Source organism: Rossellomorea orangium, assembly GCF_019334305.1.
GTDB lineage: Bacteria > Bacillota > Bacilli > Bacillales > Bacillaceae_B > Rossellomorea.
The window spans coordinates 235,094-254,180 of the sequence record NZ_JAHWGH010000014.1; the positions used below are offsets into that span (position 1 = coordinate 235,094).

The following is a 19,087-nucleotide window of genomic DNA, read 5'->3' on the forward strand; positions in this document are numbered from 1 at the left end:
TTTCTTTCTATAAATTCTTCTTCGCCATCTCGATGTTCTCAGAATGTATATTCTTCATTCCTTCAAAAAAAGCATACCGCTCCCGGCAAAAGGCTTCGACGTGTTCACTACCCTGTAGAAGGTTGTCTACATAATACGTCGATTCCTCCATTCTTCGTTCCACTTCTGCAGGGTCCTCCGTCACGGAACCGTGACCTGGTACATGAACGTGGACCGTATGATTTCGGAGGATGGATTCAGCCTTCTTCAATGTTTTCTTATAATCTATGTAACTGCTGAATATAAACGGGAACTCGACATCAGATAAATAGTCTCCTGATAAAAAGATTCCCATGGGCTCTACAACCGTGAAGAGACCATCGTGAGTGTGGCCTGGTGCTTTGTAAAACGTGAGTGAAAGATCACCCAGCTCGAGCTTTTCACCATCGCGGGCTATTGGGTAATCCACATGAGGATAATGGGGCTCGTAGTCTCTTTTCATGTAATATCGCTGATCGAACTGATGAATCTTTTGAACGATTTCGTTTTTATGTTCATGATTTTTGAGTTCTTCCGTTGCGATTACCTTCGCTTCCGGGAAAGCACCGGATCCGATGATGTGATCAAAATCGCTGTGCGTGTAGATGATATAAAGTTGCCTGTTCCCTAACTCCCTATCCACATACTCCCGGATTGCCTGCACTTCATGCGGCAGCCAATTAGGGTCGGTCAGAATCATCACGGCGTCGTTCTCAACAATGACCGATGTGGTTTGATATAAGGAACTCTGAAAAACGGTCAAATGGTCGTTTTTGTAATGAATCATGGGTAGCCTCCTAGTTGTTCTTCAATCTTTTGGTTATCATCCTGATCTGTCCACGATGATTTAATTCATCTTTAAACACGTGGGACCATTTGGAGACCAGTTTTCCGATTTCTGATGTGAATCCCTCTTTCTCGTTAATAAAAAATAAATCCTGTGTTTTCATGACTTCCTCCTTGTATTGCTTATTATTCCATCTCACTTCCATACTTCTCTGGCAGCAGTTGCATCACATTACACTTCACTAACTCACCCCTATAGGAAAGGATGACATCGGTTTGTGTCCCGTAATCACTGATTAACTCCCTGCACATACCACATGGGGCGACCACCCAGCATTTCTCGATATCTTCGTGTGGATGGGGGTGGGCGACGGCAACAATGGTTTCAAATTCGTGGTCCCCTTCAGAGATGGATTTCCCGATGGCCATCGCTTCCCCGCAGACGGTGATTCTGCCGACGTTCGCTTCTACATGAACGGCAGCGTAAACCTCTCCGGTTGTGGCTCTGACCGCGGAACCAATATGATGCCGACCGTACCGATAATTCTTTTCGATCACTCTTTCTGCTTCTTTGATCAGTTCATAGTCCCGTTCTTCTAATGGTCTTACTTCTAACATTCTGCTCTCTCCTTTGGTTTTTGAGGTCCACAAAGATCTTCTCCACTACTTCGTCCTGCGACAGCTCGTCTGTCAAAACCACTTCCCCGTCCACACCTAAGTAGTCGTTTGGGTTCCACCAGGAACGGAGAGATTCTTCCCCGAATTCTGTTTTTTTCGCACGTCCATTATGGCGACGGACGGTCTCTTGAAACGATAAATCATAGTAATATGTTTGGGCATTTCCGTGATAAAAGCTGATCAGCTGCTTCAGCATGTCACCGTAACGCTGTTGAGAAAAGATCCCCTCTACAATGACCACTTCGCATTTCCCTTTACCGTATTCAGCAATCTGCCTGATCAATTCCAATGACAGATTACCGTCACGATCCTGTACCTTCAGCATGTCGCGTCTGACGACATCTTGTGATACCAGCAGGGTGCCCCGGCCAAAATGTTGTTGAAGACGTTTGGCCGTCGTGGTTTTTCCACTGCCCGAGTTTCCACGGATGATGATTAGCGTAGATTCCATAGTTCCTCCCTGGCGTTTATAGCTTTATATTATGTATGTCCAATAGATCCTTTAATGCCGGCCTTTCATTCCCATCCCTGCCCATTACATGCCCCGCTGTAATCAATGAATTCAAGACCGCTTCTTCCGTCGCTTCGCCGATCGCCCGGAAGGCAAGGTCGATCTCTTCTTCATGAATCATAGGGACGGACATGCATTGGGACGTCTGATCATGAGGGATCTTCGTTGCGGTCGAAAAGCCGATGACCACTTCACCGCTTCCGGTTGTGATGATGGATCCAGTCCGGGATAGTCCGGTGATCGACCTCTTGATGATCCGGTTGAGCTGTCTTTCTGATACTGGGAGGTCCGTCCCTGCAATGATGATGACGGAACCTTTGTCACGTTCCTCACGTGATTCCAGAATAGCTTCTTTCAGTTCTTCCCCGACTGCTCTGCCGTTTATGGTCAGGTCGCTCAGAATCCCGAAGTTCGTTAAGACGAGCACTCCCATTGTGTAGGTACCGTGATTCATCTTCATGATCCTTGAAGCCGTTCCGATCCCGCCTTTCAAGGAATAACAGAGCATGCCGGTACCGGCTCCGACTGCTCCCTCTTCCACTTTGACAGAAGTGTGTTCAAGTGCTTGGCGGACATGATCCTTCGTCACGAACCGGGCTCTAATATCGTTTAAAAACATATCATTGCATTCACACACCACGGGATTGACGGTTCCCGTCGTCCTCCCGATCTCCGGATTCTGTTCAAGCATGTAATCGATGAGAGCATCGGCAGCTGTTCCGATACTTAATGTGTTCGTTAATAGAATGGGAGATTCCAAGGTTCCGAGTTCAGTGATCTGGATCGTACCCATCGTTTTGCCGAATCCATTAATGACATGACTAGAAGCAATCAGTTTTTCTTTAAATATATTGCCTTGATGAGGCTGGATGCTCGTGACGCCAGTCTGCATGTCACCCTTGCTGAGTGTGGCATGACCGACCGTGACGCCTTCTACATCTGTGATTGAGTTGAGCTGGCCCGTTTCCATTTTGCCGATTCTTACTCCGTAGTCCCGGATCCTCTTTTGTCGAGAAGTATGCATGACGCCCTCCTTTACGCGAATATTCCGAAAAATTCAGTTGTATAAAACAGGACCAATGTGACTGTCAGAAAGGTCAATTGTGAAAGGGTGAATTTATAATCATTTGGATTCTCTGCATGTCTTTTTTCAAAGACAGCCCTTACTGTCTCGGAAACCAGGACAAAACCGAATAGTAACATGTACGATTCCAAGTACCATACTTTATTCTCTGGCCCCAGATTGAAAGTATTATAGAAACCGCAAACGACGATAAGGATCACAAATGTAATCCGAATCACCCAATCCATTTTTTTATGACGGTCATTCAAATGGTTATACGAGAACCTCTTCTTCCTCTTGACGTTCAGTATCCTTCTCATTCCTATGTTAAATAGGAAGATGAGCAGAGCATAGATTGATAGGAATAGGAAACTCTTTAGTAAAAAATGGTCCATTCTACAGTTTCCTCCCTTGTACGAATTTAGAAGATTGAGCGGTTCACTACCAATTATTCCAAAATATTCTTATAAACTCAATCCTTTCGGTATAAATCGTTGGGTGACATTGCTCGCAGCCCAAGCAGGCTACCAATTTCCACGCGTACCCTACACTCTTAATCCATAAAAAAAGAAAACGGCGCTGACCGTTTTCTCTTACGTTTCCAATAAAGGAATGAGCTTTATTTCCTTAGTTGAAAACTCAAAGGAAATAAAATGAAAAACAGGATCATGACCCCACCCAAAGGAATAAAAAAACAGATAATGCTTACTATCCGTAATGCGATATAATGACCGGCTTTCATGAAGCTGAATCTGCGATTGAGCAGATGAAAACCTGCGTGGATGATAAAACATATAAGCAAAAAGAAGAGGAACATCCCGATCGACTCCATCAAGAAGACCGGCAGAGTACTGTCCCCGCTATCGATATACATGCCGGTGACGGTCACAAAAGCGAGTGCAATCAGGAAGAATGGGACGGTGAATAGGATAAGCATCTTCATTGTGTAAAGTGTTTCTTGCATGGCGACTCCCCTTATCATTCTCTAAAAATATAATCCGCCCTGCCGATTGGATGATCATGAAGAAGGTAATAATCTTCAGCCTTCCAATATCTTCGTTCGTACTTTGCGATTCTCTCCTGCACATCCCCTAGATAGACATCCCGTCCTATGACTCTCTTTACCCGTGTTTCTGGGGGACAGTCAATGAATATCACATAGTCAAAGAAATCACGCCACTCTTTCCGCTGCAGGAAGACGCCTTCGATCAGAATGATGGTGTCTTTCGTATAGTGAAATTTCTTCTGTACAATCGTGTCCGTGGAAGAATCATAGAAAGGTAATAGGATGTCAACGTTATGATGCAGCTTTTGAAACAAGTCAGATGTAAGGGATGCGATGTCCCATTGAAGGGCGTAATATTCATACCATTCTTCGTTCCCCGTCCCGTACCGGTGGCTCTTTCCCACAATGTGGTCGTCCAGATGGAGAATGGATGTGCCGTACTTGATTTCTCTTTTTAACGCTTCCGCGAAGGTTGATTTACCAGCCCCTCCCAGTCCGTCAATTCCCACGATGAATGGCCTGTGTTGTGAACATCTTTCATGGTATCGGGTCAGAAGTGTCTCCATCATTACACCAAACACCTCAATCATTCGATTCCAACACTTGCCCGCTATATGTCCCATGCTTCTCTATCAGTCCTTTTTCGAACTCCTCACACCACTGCTTGATTTCTTCAATATCATCCGTCTCAAATACCTTTTGATCCCAAGACATATTTGTATGCCGATCCTTGTCTGCCCGGTATTCATCGAATAAAATATAATAAGGTTCTTTCCCTTTCGTGAAGTTAGAGTATTTTCTGATTTCATCCCATTCTTCATCAAACACTTCTTTGTATCGGTTGACCCTGCACAGGATCTGTCCGGGATGTAGGAAAGGATAACGCTCTGAAATCCCCCACAAAGGTTGATCTGCTTTCATGAATTCTTCTTCATTTTCTTCTTCCATTACGACGTAGGTGTATATGTCATACCTGTTTTCCTCCAATGGTTCCGGCTTATATGCTCTGATCATCAAGAAAACTACCAGTATAAGTATGACACCAATGATTAAATAAACCATGTCATCCTCCCTTTTTATATGTATTTCGCAAATGCACCACATGATTGGGATTCGACTCCCACTGTTCCATAAGCTCTAGCTGCTTCATCTTTAGATCGCCATACGGTTCTTCCCTTACATCGACCTCCCGGAGTTTCCGTTCAAAGATGCCTGCTGCGTTGATTTTTTTATAACCTCCAAATCCTTCACCATCATTCAGTAACCACACCACTCGTTTAATATTGGCAAAGAGAATACCGCCTGTGCACATTAGGCACGGCTCCAGCGTTGTGTAGATCGTGAATGTCTCTCGCTGAACCTTTGCCTTAAATATGGATGAGCCGGCATTTCGAATGGCATCCATCTCCGCATGAGCCGTTGCATCCTGTTGAGAATGGACACGATTTCTCCCTGTTGAGATGATATTCTGATGTTCATCGACAAGGACTGCTCCGACCGGATAGGTCTGTTCGTTTAATGCTATTTTGGCCTCTTCAAGGGCCATCTCAAGAAAATATCGATCGTTGGTCATTTCATCCCCTCCACCTGCCAATTATTTCAAAATACATAAAGAAACACAATCTTGAAATCTATTCTTCTTGCATAAAAAAAGCCAGCCCCTACACATTAATGTGTAGAGACTGACCTCTTTGTCCTCTATCTTATTCTTCAGAATCGTGATCTTCCCGGTCTTCATCTTGCTTCTCATCATGGTCCTTATGATGACCATCTTTCATGTCCACACCAGGAATGCCGGAGATATAGCCGACTCCGCCTGTTTCCATGATGCCAAGCGTATCTTTCATAGCTTTCTCTAATTCTGTTTTATCAACGGCTGTGATTTCTTTCTCATCAAGATCTGCGCCTGGATGTTGATAATTGCTTAGGACATAATTTGAGTCCTTCATTGAATCTACAGCTCTTAATCCCGTTGCTTCTGCTCCTACTGGAACAGAAAGTATCCTGGAAAGCTTTTTCGTTTGTACATCGTACGCCCACACGAAGTTGTTCGTGTGCATGTCGCTGTCTTCTCCGATGAAGAGGGTATTCAGGTCTTCTGAGAAGCTCAGGTTGTCAGGGTTTGCTACTAAATCCGGGTTGGCCGTGTTCCCAAGTGCATCCGGAGAAGCAAGGTCCTCTCCTAATACAAATCCGTTCATGCTGGCAGGAACATAGTCACTGTCTATCTTCTCATCGTCACGATCTGTTTGACCTTCTTGAAGATTCAGTTCATACGTGACACCTGATTCAATCTTAGGAAGTTGAATGTCGTCCTGAACGGCTCCAGCCTGCTTTTCCATGCTTCCTTCTTGATAAGAGATGGCCATGTACGCTTTATGAGCTTCAGCGTTGACGGCAAGTCCCTCCATTTTGTTAAATTCTGAAGTCGCACCAAGGATGGCTCCGTAACGGCGTGGTTCTAAGAATGCTGCCGCTTTTTCCATGCCTGGTTTCACTTTCAGATATTCAACAGAATCATGTGAGTTCGTCTTAACAGCCGTAAACCCTTCAGTTGGTTCTTCCGTTGTTTCGAATAGATCGCTGAATGTCACTCCACCGTCGATCATGTCTTTAATTTCTTTATCGGTTCCGTGCCCAAGCTTGATCCAGTTTAAGTCACCAGATCCGCCTTTCTCAGTACCGGTTTGATTGAACTTAGCCGCATATAGAGTTCCTGCTGAGAAATCTTTTTCTTTATCGGCTACATACATGAACATCATCGTATTGCCGCCGTCGTCACCGAAAATGGCCGTCTTGTTATCCGGAAGGACTTGCATCATTTCGTGCGAGAAACGACCGGTGCTGTAATGTTTGACGACGGATGGTTTTCCATCATGTGAGACGGAGATTTCCGGGATCCAGCCGTAATTGTAAGGATTTGCTTTAGATTCATCATGGAAGTAATAATTCGCAAAGTTGCTGACTTCTTTATAGGCATCAGAATCTTTGTTTTCAAACTCTCTTGCGTCCGGCTCATATTCCTCTGAACCGAGGTGCGTGCCCCAATCGGTTGTGGATCCGTTACATGGGTTCCATAGTCCGTCTACGCTCGAGAAATCAATCTTATGGGCTTCTTTCACAGAAAGCTTGCCCGTTTTTTTATCATGGTCAAGCTCTGACAATGTCATCGATGCAGGAAGACCAGAAATCTTCTCACCTGCGTTATTTTGTGAATCATATTCAAAGTGGGAAACCATGAATGACTTATTCCCTTTCTTCAGAAAGCTGTTGGAATCCGGCGCATCTGAAATGAAATAAGATGGACTGGATGGAACGCTTTTGTCCATGATCGGATCACCGTTCACGTCGATCGGTGTACCGGCTGGAATCATTTCTCCCTTATTGTCGACGATTTTATCTTTTGATAGGTAGAGTTGATCATAGTTAAGCGGCAGTTCTTTCACTGTCCCGTCTTTATATGTCACTTTGACTGTTGCTGTTGTATAGGTTTTTACCATATTTTTAATATTGTCAGGAGCTTTCATGGAAGAGAATTCAACACTCTCGATTTTCTTGTGTGAATCTTTCTTTTCACCGTTGTGCCCGTTCTCTTGAGCCATGGCTGTTAAGGATGAAGATGCTAGTAACGCCATCGATAGTCCGATTGATAGTCTTTTTTTCATCTTAAAAAAACCTCCTACTGTATTTGCTACAACTCTAGTTAAACATTGAATGTTTAAGTCAGTATGAATACAAGTGGGATAAGTTTAAATCTATGTAAATATTCATTTACGTTACGATATCAATTCTATGTGGTTATGTTAAGGAAGCAAACTCCAATGCATTTCCATCAAGATCAATCACATGAAATACTGATCTGCTTATGTCTCTTTTTACATGAAACTGCCGCACCTCAAGCATCCGGTAATAAAGAAAGATACGGGAAGCGTCACCCTGTTTGATTGCCGCTGACAACTTCTGAACAATCTCGCGGTTGGAGAATGCGGGAACCGGGGTATCCTCCGTTACGGATGTCAGCTTTTTTCTGGAACGATGAAGAGCGGTTTTGATCGATTCATCGCTGACTCTCAGCATGGCGGCGATTTCCTTTGTCTTATATTGAAATACATCTTTCAGGGTTATGAGCATCGCCTGTTGCAGGGGAAGTGCAGAAAGCAGAATCTCAATCAAAGCGTCAAATTCGGTAGGGTCGCTCACTTCCCGAATATCTTCATGATGAGAAAGAAATTCCTTCTTCTTTCTTTTCTCATCGATAAAAAGGTTTTTGGCCACTTTGTATAGAAAAGAGAAAGTGAACTCCCGATCAGGATCGGCCTTTTTCAAATGGTAGATTTTCAGCAACGTTTCCTGTAAAAGATCTTCTGCCTGCCAATGTGAGCCTGATAGTTTCAAGCAATAACGATACAGTTTATTCACCGTTTGTTCCAACTCTTCAAAAATAATGTGAATCACCCCACCATTTTTTGTAACTTTTTCTTCATTATATTCGTTATACATAGGAATTTCATTTATAAGGAGAGGATACGATGTTTAAAATTGGAAGTGTTTTTGTCCCTGTGACGAATCTTGAGAAATCATCCGCCTGGTATGAGGAGCATCTAGGCGTGAAGAAAATTGGTTCATGGGACGGGGGTGCAGGTTATTACCTCCCCAACGGTTCTACCCAATTCGGGTTGATTCAAGTTGAAACCCCTCAGCCGACGGAGTTTGTCATTAAAGGGAAGCAGAAGAACAGCTATTTCAATTTTGTTGTAGAGGATGTGGTTGCCGTTCATGAAGAATTGAACGGCAAAGGTTTGGTGACGACGGATATTGACGACTTCGGGGGGATGCGTTTCTTCGACTTCTTTGATCCTGACGGGAATCCGTTCAGTGTGGTGAGCGAGGTGGAAGGTTCTCCTTTTCACTCGGATAACGTGAAAAAGCTTCAGGAAATGAATCGCTGAAGAAAAAAGGTGACCGGGATCCCGGTCACCTTTTCATGATTCAACGGCCATTTCAAGGGCGTCGAATGGCTCTTTTTCTTTGGATGTGATCGTATAGACGGTCTTTCCTTCCTGCCATTTCACGACCGTTTCGGGATGTTCCTTGAATCCGTTGATCGTGATCAGGCCTTTGTCGTCAGGCGCGGGTAAGTAATTTTTCTCTAAATAGTCCACTACTTTCCTCGCCATGTCTTCTGCCCCGTCATATCCATCAATGCGATAGTGCGGATCTGTCGGGAAGTTGACTTTAATCAGCCAGCGGCCTTCATTCCAGTAAAGATACTCGTGGCCGGCTGCCCCTTCCTGGAGTCCTTTGATACCGTGACCAAGATCGATGTTCGTCTGATCGACCTTCTCGTATCCTTCGATTTGAGCAGCCGCTTCTCCAAGTGAATCATATTGCTGCTCTTGAATATCCTCATTTTCACTGTTCGTATCACTTTCCGCTTTTCCACTGCTGTCTCCGCCATCTTCCTTGCTGCCATCATCGGCGTTCATATCCTCACCGGTATTGTCCACTGAATTGTTTTCATCCTTCGTATCCGTTTGGTTTTCGTCCATGGACTGATTGGTTTCGTTCTGATCTGATGCAGTCCCGTCCCCGCTGCAGGCCGTAAAGAGTAAAACATTGCCCAGAAGGAGAGCTGCCGTAGTTGATTTGAAAGACATGTCTGCACCACCTTTTAACGTATGTATACCACATGAAAAAGAATTTATTCAATAAATCTTGGAAAAAGTGTTATCACTTGGTGAAAGAAGGGTATGGACCTATGAATATAAAATGAGGTGTGTTTTCATGAAGATGTCAAAGCTTGATTTAATGACCTGTTTACTATCAAGGGACCAGCATTCTTTCAAGAAATTTTATCAGGATTATGAAAGGTTTATGTTCCGGACAGGCTATCGGGTGACAGGATGCAGCACGACTACGGAACAATTGATCTTGATGGTCGTAAGGAATATATGGGATCAACCCTCTGTCATTTCCAAATCCTCTGACCGATACTTATCGGTTATTTTGCAGAAGTTGATAGTAAATCACGACTGACCCTGTCCTTTTAGTGGGAATCATTCAGCATTCACATGGGTAATTTTCTTTATTTCATGTAATTCTTCTTCTTTGACTTCACTCATTAAAAGAGCTTTAAAATCTTTAAACAACGTATGTAACTCTGTCTCTTCATCCAATAGCTCCATGCTATTCCGATACACATCTTCATCCTTATACCGAGATATTTCCAGCCATTTGGTTTCATCCTTCGTATCGTTTAGAAAGATCGTTTCAAATTCCACATACCGACCGTACAATTCCCCTGCCCTTTCCTGGATCTTCATGAATTCCTCTGTTTTGTCTTTTGGGATATGATAATGATAGATTTTGACGAACATGGGGTCCCTCCATAATGATCGTTTCAGGTGTTAGTTGTAGAAGAATGCTCCTTTGCCATCTTATATTCCTGCACTGACCGGGCGAGCATAATTCCCATCCCTCCTATTAAGTAAAGGGGCTGCCAGTCAAATGAATCTTCAATGACAACATTCTTGATCAGGATAAAACAGCCATACATAATCCAAAAGCCTGTAAAGCAGGTGGCAAACAACCAGAATTTCGGATACACTTTTTCTTTTGTCATTTTTTCGCCTCCTTTCATTCCATTTTATCAATATGTATATCTTCATCCCTCAAAGCACCCTGACTCACATATCGGATCAATTTAGCGGATTCATTCCTGACACGTTTGATCCCTATCTCACTTTGAAACCAGTTATCGACATTGGTATTGTCATCTTCTGCCGGACACAAAGTGAACGATATCCATTCAGGCATATACGTTTGAAGCGTCAGGTGAAGCCTTCTCATATGGTATGAAGTCGTCACGACAAGGAGCCTCTGTATATTGTGCAAATGAAATTCCCTGTCAAGGACAAGAAGGGATGCAAGTACGTTCTCAAGGGTATGCACCGAAAGACTTTCTGTTAAAATGTCCTGTTCCGGAACCCCTAATGAGACCGCTTCTGCCTTTAATTCCTCAGCTTCGGTAAACTCACTTCCGTTCCACTTCACACCTCCGGAAAACAGGATCTTACCCGCCCTTCCCTGTTTGTAAAGCTCCACCGCTTTCGGCAATCGGTACTGTAATGCCTTGCTGCTGCCCACCACGAAGATACAATCCCCACTCTTGTGATCGTCTTCAATATTAGAGAATAATAGATGTCCCATCTGTTCATGTGTAAGTCTTTCCATGCTCATTGTCGAAATGTACATACTCAAATACTCACCATGACGGAATAAAAGAACAATAAAACCGATATTATTCCAATTGCATACAGGGACAACTTCTTCAGACGATCGCTTTCAAACGTCTTATTTAACAAGTAGAAAAAGCCGACCACCCAAATCCCATCCAGAAAAAAAGTCGAAATGATGTTCCTGAACACATTAAACATAAAAAACAAGTCCATTGACTACGCCCCTTTTCTCTCTTTCTTCCTTGTGTTAAGCGTAAGAATCAGCCCCGTAAATCCTGCTGTAAAAGAAGGTGGCAGACTCCATACTAAATATCCCCATTGTCCCGTATACATGGATACGATAAGAAACAGAATGGGAAAACCGACTAGAACGATGAGTGATACAATTAGAGCAAACCGATTTCCATTTTTCATCGTGAACCTCCCTTTATATCTACTTTCCTCCCTTAACTTTAACATAATTTTCCTACAGATAGACACCGAAGTGTTTCCATAAAAAAGAGGTCCTTTTCTTTATGAAAGAAAAGCACCCGCTTCTTTACCTTTTAAATAAAAGGAATAAAATAAGAAAAATGATCAGGAAGAGAAACAGGAGATACCCCATCCCCATGCTGTATACGAAGTACACCCTCACATGGAGGATGATTCGGAAGATGTGAAAGATCAGGATGCAAAAGAGCAACAGGATGACGATATTGACCTGCCTGTCTCGATTTCGATACATAGCCATCAGCTCCCATCAAAGAGCCCCTGGTACAAGTAAGAACTCGTACCATATGTCTTTCTATATACCTATTTACCTTTAAACCTCATTATTCATGAAACAAATGATTAGGATGGATCGATGGCGTCCAGTTCCTTATTCAGGTGAGAAAGCTCCTGTTCCAGTTCATCTAATTTCTTTTGTTGTATGTCCGTGTTTCTTCCGAAGGTTTCAAGCTTCTCAAGGTCCCCCTGGATGCGGATATAATCGAGTTTCACTTCGTTTATTTTGTACTCAAGCTCTGTTTTGGTCATGGTGATTCCTCTCTTTCAATATATCGTGGTATCTCTATTATTTTCTACACAATCAGATCATTAAGTCAAAGGAATATCCAATCACAATAAACGTCATAAAGGTAGTCAGCTCCAATAGTGTCATCATGTATTCTTTCTCATCCGCCCTCCACTGCATATAGGCATCAAATGAAAAGATGACCATGATGATGAGAGCATTTTCAATAGGAGAAGCGAAGAACACAACGCTGACAAAGAAAATGGCCCAGAGAATTTTCTTTCCCCACTTATGGAAATCATTCACTTCCTGTGCCTCGGACCGTTTTTCAATCTGCAATCGTTTCCTGGTGCTTTTTTCGATAATATAATAAATCAATAGGAATGTAGCAAAATACAAGATGAATTGGAAAATGTCATTATGAATGATGTTCATGTTCTAACGCCACTCTCTCTTTGAGGGTCTTTGGATGCTGAAGGTTATAGCTCAATCTCAAACCAATAATAGCTTAATAACATAACACTTACGACCATTATAAGGGTAAAGTGCCCTGGTTTCCCCTTCTTTGTGCCTCCAAAATAAAAATAAAGTGCTCCCAGCAAGAAGACGATATATAACATTACTTTTATTAAGAAATCCACCTTCCACCACTGGTCCTTTCCTGCAAAACTAATAAGAATTTATCGCTATGATTCCCAACAACACAACTAACCCTATTCGGTAAAATGCTTTTTCTTTCTTCGTCGCACCCATTTTGTCATCTGCAAATTTGAAATACGATATAAGTAAAAGAGATCCGAACATCATAAACCCGTATCCAACATGATCCTTTGCAAAGGAAAGGTTCCTAAAGATCGCCAATCCGATGAGCAGGAGCCCTGAATAACCCAGTATGAGATGAATATGCTTTCTGGCTTCTTCTTCCTTCATGTTAAAGTCCCCTTTTCAATACCTATTGCCTATTGGGCTCTTCTTTATTGCCCACGATCCAGGACAGTGCTAACACGGCCCCTGTTACGACGATCGGTGTGAGTAGATTCATAAAGTCCCCTCCTATCCTTTCTTTATTGAGTATGATTCACAGAATGCCTCTTCTCGAAAGGTTGAATCCAAGATATCCTCCAACTTCTCCGTTGTCTCATCCACAAACCGGGTCACTTCATCCGGGGTTAAATAGTCGAATGGATAATCCGGTTCCAAGGCGAAGGCATAGGAATCACTATAATAAAACTCCGAGATCCGCTTGATTTGTCTGGTAATCTGATTTTCCGGAAAGATGTCCAGGTAATCTGGGAAACTCCCGATATGCTGAAAAACCCGATGAAAAATCGTATCCGTGTTTTCCTGTAAATACACAAAGTCCGCACCATACCAGTTCCCTTTTACCTTTTTCGTGTATTCCGGCGTTCCAAGTATCGTTTGATATACCGGTTCTTTCTTCTTTTCCCGATGCATCCTGCTCCACTCTACATCGGTCACGAGATGAAGGTAGTAACCTAAATAAAAGGAGGCTCGGGGATCGGTGAAATCATCTTCCTCATGTATGTATTTATTCAAAAACAGATCCGGGTTTATACTCCCATCATCCTTAAAATGAGTGGCGATTTTATCAGGATAGAAGATTCCTGTATCTGGATCAGGCAGCCCGCAATCCGGTCCGATATTCCCCACGACAAACTCTTTCTCTGCTACCTGTAATCCTTTATTCAGCAGATTCTCTGCGATTCTAAAATGTACCATCCATGTGGCCATTACGCTCAGCTCCTTATTTTTCTGATAATCAAATACACGATAAATCCAACCAAATATAAACCGCTCAGCAGCCAAATATAGGTGAACGGGTTGGTCTTAAGAGCGATGAGCAACACATCCACCGGGTAAATATCACTGCAGTATTGAACATCCTGAGGGGTGAAAATGAACATCGGTTTACACTCAGACTGCGACAAATAAGCAATCTTGCTCGTGATGAAGATAGAATAAACGTATGAAATAAGAAAAATTGGAATTGACAGCACCCAGAGAATCCACCATTTTTTCATCGTACCCCTCCTTACTCTTTACTCCCGAACATATACACATTGGTTGTGGCCGATACGTTATTGATAATACTCAAAGCGAAGATCGTACCGAGTACAGAACTCCCCCCATAACTGAGCATCGGAAGCGGTATCCCGGTGATTGGGACCAGTCCGATGACCATCCCCACATTTTCAAATATATGAAAGGTCAGCATGGAAATGACGCCGGCACCGATGAGGATTTCATATTGACCTTTATTCCGTAATACGATGGTAATGATTTTATAGATCAACACGAAATACAGGCACAGGACGATGGACGATCCGATAAACCCGAATTCCTCCCCTATCACCGTGAAGATGAAATCGGAGTGGGCTTCAGGGACGGCCACCTGTCCATCATTGAAACCTTTTCCCGTCATCTTGCCTGATCCTGATGCAAGGATGGATAATCTTAATTGATAGCCTATCCCCTGGCCGTTTCCGAATGGATCCAACCACGAGTAGATTCGATCCAGCTGATACTGACCCATGAACGATAACAATACTCCCGGGCGGTACATGAACAGCCACACCAGTGAAGCGATGCTTGATACCCCTAAGAATGATAAGAGCAAGAGGATATATTTATTGATTCCTGATATAAAAATCATTCCGATCATGATACACATGATGACCATCCCTGTTCCTGCATCGGGCTGCTTCAGGATGAACGCCAAAGGGATGAAGGTGACGGTCACGACTTTAATCAATAAGAAAGAATCAGAAGACAGCGACCTCTCTTCAACCTTTTCATTGTGGCGGGAAATGACATGGGCCAAGAAGAGAATGAGAAAGACCTTCATGAATTCCGAAGGCTGCAAGGAACCGAAGCCGGGGATCGAAAACCATGCCTTCGTTCCTTTAATGATTGGCGCAATGCTCGATGGGGCTACCATCAGGAAGGCCAGCAGCAAAACGCCAAATCCGTATAAATAGGGTGACAGTCTCCTCAATTGCTCAAAATCAAAGTAATACACGATGGAGGTCAACAGTGCTCCGCCAATGAACCAGATACTTTGCTTCATGGCGAAATTGTCTTCGTAAGGTAAATATTTTTGCGCGCTGTAGATCGACACGCAGCTGATGATCATGAACACAAACACAAGAAACATTAAATCCAGATCGAACTTCTTCCATTTACTCGTTTCCATAGCCCCGCCTTTCTAAAGAACATTCTTCTATAATAGACGATTATAGCCGGAGAGAAGTTTCACAAATATCCCCCCCTTTTCCATTTTCATGAAAATACTGAAAGAATTGTTGAAATATCACGAATAATTTGAAATAATTGGAATTGCTCCATTCCAGAAGGATGACTTTTTCACCAGAAAAGAGGATACGTGATGTTAAAGAAGATTCCCTTTCGGAGGATACGCTGGCCCGGTTGGGTAGTGTTGGCAGCCATCGGTTTATCGTTCCTGTATGGCATGACGCAGCTGGTCGAGGCCATTCGGTTCGAGCCTGAATCCAACAGACCGTCTCCTCTGACCATCGACTTTAAGACCGATAATGAGAATACGGATACATACACTATGTCCATCAAGATTCCGGTTATGGAAGATCAACACATAAAGAAACCCATCCAAGGTTGGATCAATGATGAGAAGAGAGCCTTTTTGCAAGAAGTAAAGGAGAATAAGAGTCAGTTTGGTAGCGGCTCCAGAGCCCATCTTGTCATTCAGGCAGACAGCAGAAAATCTGCAGGTGATACCATTCACATCCTCCTACACTCCTATCAGCTGGTTGATGACGTCCGGGGAGAGGAGCATGTAAAGACGTTCACGATTAATACTGCTGAAAAAAAGATCGTCACTCTACCTGACATCATGGATACAAGTGAAGAGGCCGTCAATATGATACAAAAACGTCTCAAAGGACATCCGGGAGATAAAGTACAGAAGGCATTTCAGAACCCGGCATCATGGAACTGGACCCTCAACAATGAGGCACTCACCCTGTACTTTAATGGTATCGATGAAGCGGGTCCAACCGAAGTGCAAATTCCGATTCATGTGATCCTTCCTTATCTGAAAGAAAAGACAGCAGGTGCTTTGAAAGTGGCCGGGACATCGGTTGAACCCGGAGAAAAATATGTCGCCCTCACCTTTGATGACGGGCCGGACCCGGACGTCACACCACGGATTCTTAAGGTATTGAAAGACCATGACGTCCATGCCACGTTTTTCATGCTAGGCAGTCAGGCTGAGAAGTACCCGGATATCGCGAAGGAAGTGGCAAAAGCCGGACATGAAATCGGTAATCACTCTGATCATCATAAAGACTTGACCAAAATCAGGAAAGAGGAAATGACGCAGGAGGTTCTTGCCTCAAGCAGGAAAATCATGAACGCGACGGGCCAGCTTCCCACCGTTCTTCGTCCGCCTTATGGGGCGATCAATAATGAAGTAGAGACGCTTGCCCACGATAACGGTTCGTCCCTCGTCCTCTGGTCCGTCGATTCACTTGATTGGAAAAACAAGAATGTAAATGCCATTCATTCCACGGTGCAGAAAGAAATGGCTCCTGGGGCCATCATTCTCCTGCATGATGTTCATTCCACCACGGCCGATGCACTCCCAGGATTATTGACCATGCTTGAAAAGGAAGGGTATGAATTCCTCACTGTCTCACAGCTCCAGTCGAAGCTGGCTGTGGAAACCGCTAGCCCTTTTTATGGGAATATGAAAAAGGGATGAAGCCCACTAGAGCTTCATCCCCATCCCTTATTCGTCATTCATTCCCTTACCGTCCAGAATATGCTGCACATACTTCTCAACCCTCGACTCCCGGGTCTTCGACTGTTTCGCTTTGGAGATATAAAGGATATAGGCACGCTGACGTCCCGGAGTCAGTGCTTCAAAAGCTATTTTCAACTCGGGCATTTCCTCGAATTTTTGCTGAAGTTCAAGTGGTGTCACGTATTCTTCCGTCTTTTTCAGTTCCACTTGAAGCCCTGCTTTTTCCACCTCGATCGCTTCCTGTATATACGCTTCCAGGATCGGTTTCATTTCAATGATCTCTTCCGCACTCGTGAAGCGTATTTGCCGGGCTGACTGTACATTCTCCGTCTGTTGAATGAGAATACGTTGAGGATCCTTGAGCAGTGCACCTTTGTGAAACAGCAAAGCACAGTAGTCTTTAAATCCATGCATCAACACGATGTTTTTCCCATCTAACGTGTAACAAGGATGCATCCATTTGATTTCTTCTTCCAGCTCTTCAAAGGAAAGAAGGATGCTTCTCAGCCTTTCATATTCTTCCTGCCACTGCTTCGCTTTTTTTATAAATCCATCCACTTTGCGATTTGGCTTGATCAACATACAACACCCCTTTCTTCTATTTTCGCCAAAAGCCCGTGAATTCAGCTTTTTCCTGAATATTATAGGTGATCATATCTTCAAGCAGCTTATAATCGACGGAATCTTTCCATGGAATGCGGAATAATCCTTTCGTGGCACTGTATCCGGCTTCTTTGATCCGATTGGCAAAGTGCACCATTGTGACTTCTTCTGGTGCAACGCTCGCATGATGCTTCGCAGTGGAAATTCCGATGATAAAGGTGCCGTGATCCGTGAACATCGGGGTGTTCCACTTGATTGCGGGTTCCAATTGGGGGAATGTCTCCTGCACCCACGTCAGAATTTCCTCCATCCGATGGCGGTGATCAGGTTGATCAATCCCTTCTAAATAGCTCGAAAAGACGTCCATATGATATCCTCCTTATTTATGCTTTTCTTCGTAAAATGGTGATAAAGCCGTCCAGTATATCATGTGAAATCGTGAATCCTTTTCTCTGATAGAATGCCAGGGCATCATCATTCCCATTCGAGGTGAATACAAAATAATCCTCGACATTTTTAAACCCTGCCAACCACTCCATCGACATAGTGTACAGTTTCGATCCGATCCCAAATTGTCGATACCCTTCTTTTATGTAGAACTGCGAGAGACACCCTACGTTCTCTTTTTTGACAGTCGTAAGATCGAAAAACGTGGCAAAGTCATTCGAATAGGCTTCCTTTGGTGAGATGTTCGTATACACATAGGCGATGATCTCGTTCTTTTTTTCGGTATCTTTGACGACCACCAGATAATTATGTACGGCATTATTTATAGACGGCAGCATGCGCGTGTCAAAATTCATGCTGTCAAACCGTTCCGGTGCAATGGTTGCTTTCGACTTTTGGAAAGCCATCAGTTCATTGCACAGTTCCCGGCAGGATTCAGCCTGTTCTTCAGGGATGACTTCGTATATGAGTTCCACCTCTGCATTCCCTCCTTTTACACGATCCATTTACTATATTATTTTCTCTTCCCCCTTCCTGTTTCCCTTTAAAAAGGGGTGTCAAATTTCAAGTAACGATCCTTACTGTTTATACTTATCCAACTTTAAAACATTCTTCACATAAAAACGTACCTTCATTATTCAAATAAGCTTTTATTTCTGTCATACCTTTTCTTTCGGGGTATCGCATCTTTATGTAGACAACGTCATTTCCTTTTATTTCTCGTTCACATGTTGCACATTTTGGTTTATTTCCGAACATTTTCATCCTCCTTTATCTAATGGTGAAGCTTCAATACCTTATCGACTATTTTGTGAGTTACAACATAACTACCTGTTTACCCTTAATATAGTAGATTATTTCAAACCCCTATCGTTTACTCAAGCTTTATCTATACTAATAAGTTCCACGATGGGCCTTGGTTTACTTTCATTCCATAAAAAA

At 43.3% G+C, this 19,087-nt stretch carries 32 protein-coding genes; 3 read left to right on the forward strand and 29 right to left on the reverse strand.

Going from position 1 to position 19,087, the window contains the following annotated elements; translation table 11 throughout:
- Positions 1 to 7: 7 nt before the first annotated feature.
- The 12 genes from KYJ26_RS10615 to KYJ26_RS10670 form a co-directional block, all read right to left on the reverse strand.
- Positions 8 to 805, reverse strand: a complete 798-nt coding sequence (locus KYJ26_RS10615) for an MBL fold metallo-hydrolase (protein ID WP_219167241.1) — start codon at positions 803 to 805, stop codon at positions 8 to 10.
- 10 nt (positions 806 to 815) lie between these two features.
- Positions 816 to 968 (reverse strand): hypothetical protein, encoded by a 153-nt coding sequence (locus KYJ26_RS10620; RefSeq protein WP_219167242.1) that lies wholly within the window; start codon positions 966 to 968, stop codon positions 816 to 818.
- Between the two features lie 22 nt (positions 969 to 990).
- Entirely contained in the window at positions 991 to 1,422 is a 432-nt protein-coding gene (locus KYJ26_RS10625; RefSeq protein WP_219167243.1) for a cytidine deaminase, read from the reverse strand.
- A complete protein-coding gene (locus KYJ26_RS10630; RefSeq protein WP_219167244.1) occupies positions 1,385 to 1,933 on the reverse strand; it encodes a kinase in 549 nt (182 codons plus the stop codon). Before KYJ26_RS10630 ends, KYJ26_RS10625 begins: the two co-directional genes overlap by 38 nt.
- 16 nt (positions 1,934 to 1,949) lie before the next feature.
- The gene (locus tag KYJ26_RS10635; protein WP_219167245.1) at positions 1,950 to 3,017 is read right to left on the reverse strand and encodes a DmpA family aminopeptidase; all 1,068 of its coding nucleotides are present in this window, start codon (positions 3,015 to 3,017) and stop codon (positions 1,950 to 1,952) included.
- Positions 3,018 to 3,028: 11 nt separating this feature from the next.
- Positions 3,029 to 3,451: a DUF4181 domain-containing protein gene (locus KYJ26_RS10640; RefSeq protein WP_219167246.1), complete on the reverse strand. Its 423-nt coding sequence runs from the start codon at positions 3,449 to 3,451 to the stop codon at positions 3,029 to 3,031.
- A gap of 224 nt (positions 3,452 to 3,675) precedes the next feature.
- Complete coding sequence (locus KYJ26_RS10645) at positions 3,676 to 4,020, reverse strand: hypothetical protein (RefSeq protein ID WP_219167247.1); 345 nt, start codon at positions 4,018 to 4,020, stop codon at positions 3,676 to 3,678.
- A 14-nt stretch (positions 4,021 to 4,034) separates the two neighbouring features.
- Entirely contained in the window at positions 4,035 to 4,631 is a 597-nt protein-coding gene (locus tag KYJ26_RS10650; RefSeq protein ID WP_219167248.1) for a kinase, read from the reverse strand.
- 13 nt (positions 4,632 to 4,644) lie between these two features.
- Entirely contained in the window at positions 4,645 to 5,124 is a 480-nt protein-coding gene (locus tag KYJ26_RS10655; RefSeq protein WP_219167249.1) for a hypothetical protein, read from the reverse strand.
- Between the two features lies 1 nt (position 5,125).
- Positions 5,126 to 5,635 (reverse strand): nucleoside deaminase, encoded by a 510-nt coding sequence (locus KYJ26_RS10660; RefSeq protein WP_219167250.1) that lies wholly within the window; start codon positions 5,633 to 5,635, stop codon positions 5,126 to 5,128.
- A 130-nt stretch (positions 5,636 to 5,765) separates the two neighbouring features.
- Positions 5,766 to 7,727, reverse strand: coding sequence for a PhoX family protein (locus KYJ26_RS10665; protein ID WP_219167251.1), 1,962 nt, complete (start codon positions 7,725 to 7,727; stop codon positions 5,766 to 5,768).
- A gap of 133 nt (positions 7,728 to 7,860) precedes the next feature.
- Complete coding sequence (locus tag KYJ26_RS10670) at positions 7,861 to 8,517, reverse strand: RNA polymerase sigma factor (protein WP_308807559.1); 657 nt, start codon at positions 8,515 to 8,517, stop codon at positions 7,861 to 7,863.
- Between the two features lie 74 nt (positions 8,518 to 8,591).
- On the opposite strand from KYJ26_RS10670, the gene KYJ26_RS10675 reads away from it, so the two are divergent.
- Positions 8,592 to 9,011, forward strand: coding sequence for a VOC family protein (locus KYJ26_RS10675; protein WP_219167252.1), 420 nt, complete (start codon positions 8,592 to 8,594; stop codon positions 9,009 to 9,011).
- Positions 9,012 to 9,044: 33 nt separating this feature from the next.
- Here the strand turns inward: KYJ26_RS10675 and KYJ26_RS10680 are convergent, their stop codons facing one another.
- Entirely contained in the window at positions 9,045 to 9,719 is a 675-nt protein-coding gene (locus tag KYJ26_RS10680) for a hypothetical protein (protein ID WP_219167253.1), read from the reverse strand.
- Positions 9,720 to 9,846: 127 nt separating this feature from the next.
- Between KYJ26_RS10680 and KYJ26_RS10685 the strand changes: the two genes are divergently transcribed.
- Positions 9,847 to 10,098: a hypothetical protein gene (locus KYJ26_RS10685; RefSeq protein WP_219167254.1), complete on the forward strand. Its 252-nt coding sequence runs from the start codon at positions 9,847 to 9,849 to the stop codon at positions 10,096 to 10,098.
- 20 nt (positions 10,099 to 10,118) lie between these two features.
- Here the strand turns inward: KYJ26_RS10685 and KYJ26_RS10690 are convergent, their stop codons facing one another.
- The 12 genes from KYJ26_RS10690 to KYJ26_RS10745 form a co-directional block, all read right to left on the reverse strand.
- Entirely contained in the window at positions 10,119 to 10,439 is a 321-nt protein-coding gene (locus KYJ26_RS10690) for a hypothetical protein (protein ID WP_219167255.1), read from the reverse strand.
- Between the two features lie 23 nt (positions 10,440 to 10,462).
- On the reverse strand, positions 10,463 to 10,684 hold the full coding sequence (locus tag KYJ26_RS10695; protein WP_219167256.1) for a hypothetical protein: 222 nt from the start codon (positions 10,682 to 10,684) through the stop codon (positions 10,463 to 10,465).
- 14 nt (positions 10,685 to 10,698) lie between these two features.
- The gene (locus KYJ26_RS10700) at positions 10,699 to 11,316 is read right to left on the reverse strand and encodes a YdcF family protein (RefSeq protein ID WP_219167257.1); all 618 of its coding nucleotides are present in this window, start codon (positions 11,314 to 11,316) and stop codon (positions 10,699 to 10,701) included.
- A 2-nt stretch (positions 11,317 to 11,318) separates the two neighbouring features.
- Positions 11,319 to 11,513 carry a hypothetical protein gene (locus tag KYJ26_RS10705; protein WP_219167258.1) on the reverse strand — a complete coding sequence of 65 codons (195 nt, stop codon included), beginning with the start codon at positions 11,511 to 11,513 and terminating at the stop codon, positions 11,319 to 11,321.
- 3 nt (positions 11,514 to 11,516) lie between these two features.
- Positions 11,517 to 11,714: a hypothetical protein gene (locus tag KYJ26_RS10710; protein ID WP_219167259.1), complete on the reverse strand. Its 198-nt coding sequence runs from the start codon at positions 11,712 to 11,714 to the stop codon at positions 11,517 to 11,519.
- A gap of 124 nt (positions 11,715 to 11,838) precedes the next feature.
- Positions 11,839 to 12,024 carry a hypothetical protein gene (locus KYJ26_RS10715; protein ID WP_219167260.1) on the reverse strand — a complete coding sequence of 62 codons (186 nt, stop codon included), beginning with the start codon at positions 12,022 to 12,024 and terminating at the stop codon, positions 11,839 to 11,841.
- Positions 12,025 to 12,131: 107 nt separating this feature from the next.
- Entirely contained in the window at positions 12,132 to 12,317 is a 186-nt protein-coding gene (locus KYJ26_RS10720) for an SE1832 family protein (protein ID WP_219167261.1), read from the reverse strand.
- 52 nt (positions 12,318 to 12,369) lie between these two features.
- Positions 12,370 to 12,729, reverse strand: a complete 360-nt coding sequence (locus KYJ26_RS10725) for a DUF4181 domain-containing protein (RefSeq protein WP_219167262.1) — start codon at positions 12,727 to 12,729, stop codon at positions 12,370 to 12,372.
- A 234-nt stretch (positions 12,730 to 12,963) separates the two neighbouring features.
- Entirely contained in the window at positions 12,964 to 13,224 is a 261-nt protein-coding gene (locus KYJ26_RS10730) for a hypothetical protein (protein ID WP_219167263.1), read from the reverse strand.
- 123 nt (positions 13,225 to 13,347) lie between these two features.
- Positions 13,348 to 14,046 carry a zinc dependent phospholipase C family protein gene (locus KYJ26_RS10735; RefSeq protein WP_219167264.1) on the reverse strand — a complete coding sequence of 233 codons (699 nt, stop codon included), beginning with the start codon at positions 14,044 to 14,046 and terminating at the stop codon, positions 13,348 to 13,350.
- A gap of 5 nt (positions 14,047 to 14,051) precedes the next feature.
- A complete protein-coding gene (locus KYJ26_RS10740; RefSeq protein ID WP_219167265.1) occupies positions 14,052 to 14,336 on the reverse strand; it encodes a DUF4306 domain-containing protein in 285 nt (94 codons plus the stop codon).
- 11 nt (positions 14,337 to 14,347) lie between these two features.
- Positions 14,348 to 15,508 carry an FtsW/RodA/SpoVE family cell cycle protein gene (locus KYJ26_RS10745; protein ID WP_219167266.1) on the reverse strand — a complete coding sequence of 387 codons (1,161 nt, stop codon included), beginning with the start codon at positions 15,506 to 15,508 and terminating at the stop codon, positions 14,348 to 14,350.
- A gap of 192 nt (positions 15,509 to 15,700) precedes the next feature.
- Here KYJ26_RS10745 and KYJ26_RS10750 point away from each other — a divergent pair, with 192 nt between their 5' ends.
- Complete coding sequence (locus KYJ26_RS10750; RefSeq protein ID WP_219167267.1) at positions 15,701 to 17,053, forward strand: polysaccharide deacetylase family protein; 1,353 nt, start codon at positions 15,701 to 15,703, stop codon at positions 17,051 to 17,053.
- 27 nt (positions 17,054 to 17,080) lie between these two features.
- Here KYJ26_RS10750 and KYJ26_RS10755 read toward each other — a convergent pair whose 3' ends face one another.
- From KYJ26_RS10755 to KYJ26_RS10770, 4 genes are all read right to left on the reverse strand, one after another.
- On the reverse strand, positions 17,081 to 17,677 hold the full coding sequence (locus KYJ26_RS10755; RefSeq protein WP_219167268.1) for a YdeI/OmpD-associated family protein: 597 nt from the start codon (positions 17,675 to 17,677) through the stop codon (positions 17,081 to 17,083).
- 16 nt (positions 17,678 to 17,693) lie between these two features.
- Entirely contained in the window at positions 17,694 to 18,065 is a 372-nt protein-coding gene (locus tag KYJ26_RS10760) for an iron chaperone (protein ID WP_219167269.1), read from the reverse strand.
- A 16-nt stretch (positions 18,066 to 18,081) separates the two neighbouring features.
- Positions 18,082 to 18,621, reverse strand: coding sequence for a GNAT family N-acetyltransferase (locus KYJ26_RS10765; RefSeq protein ID WP_219167270.1), 540 nt, complete (start codon positions 18,619 to 18,621; stop codon positions 18,082 to 18,084).
- Positions 18,622 to 18,736: 115 nt separating this feature from the next.
- Complete coding sequence (locus KYJ26_RS10770; protein WP_219167271.1) at positions 18,737 to 18,904, reverse strand: Fe3+ hydroxamate ABC transporter substrate-binding protein; 168 nt, start codon at positions 18,902 to 18,904, stop codon at positions 18,737 to 18,739.
- Positions 18,905 to 19,087 lie beyond the last annotated feature (183 nt).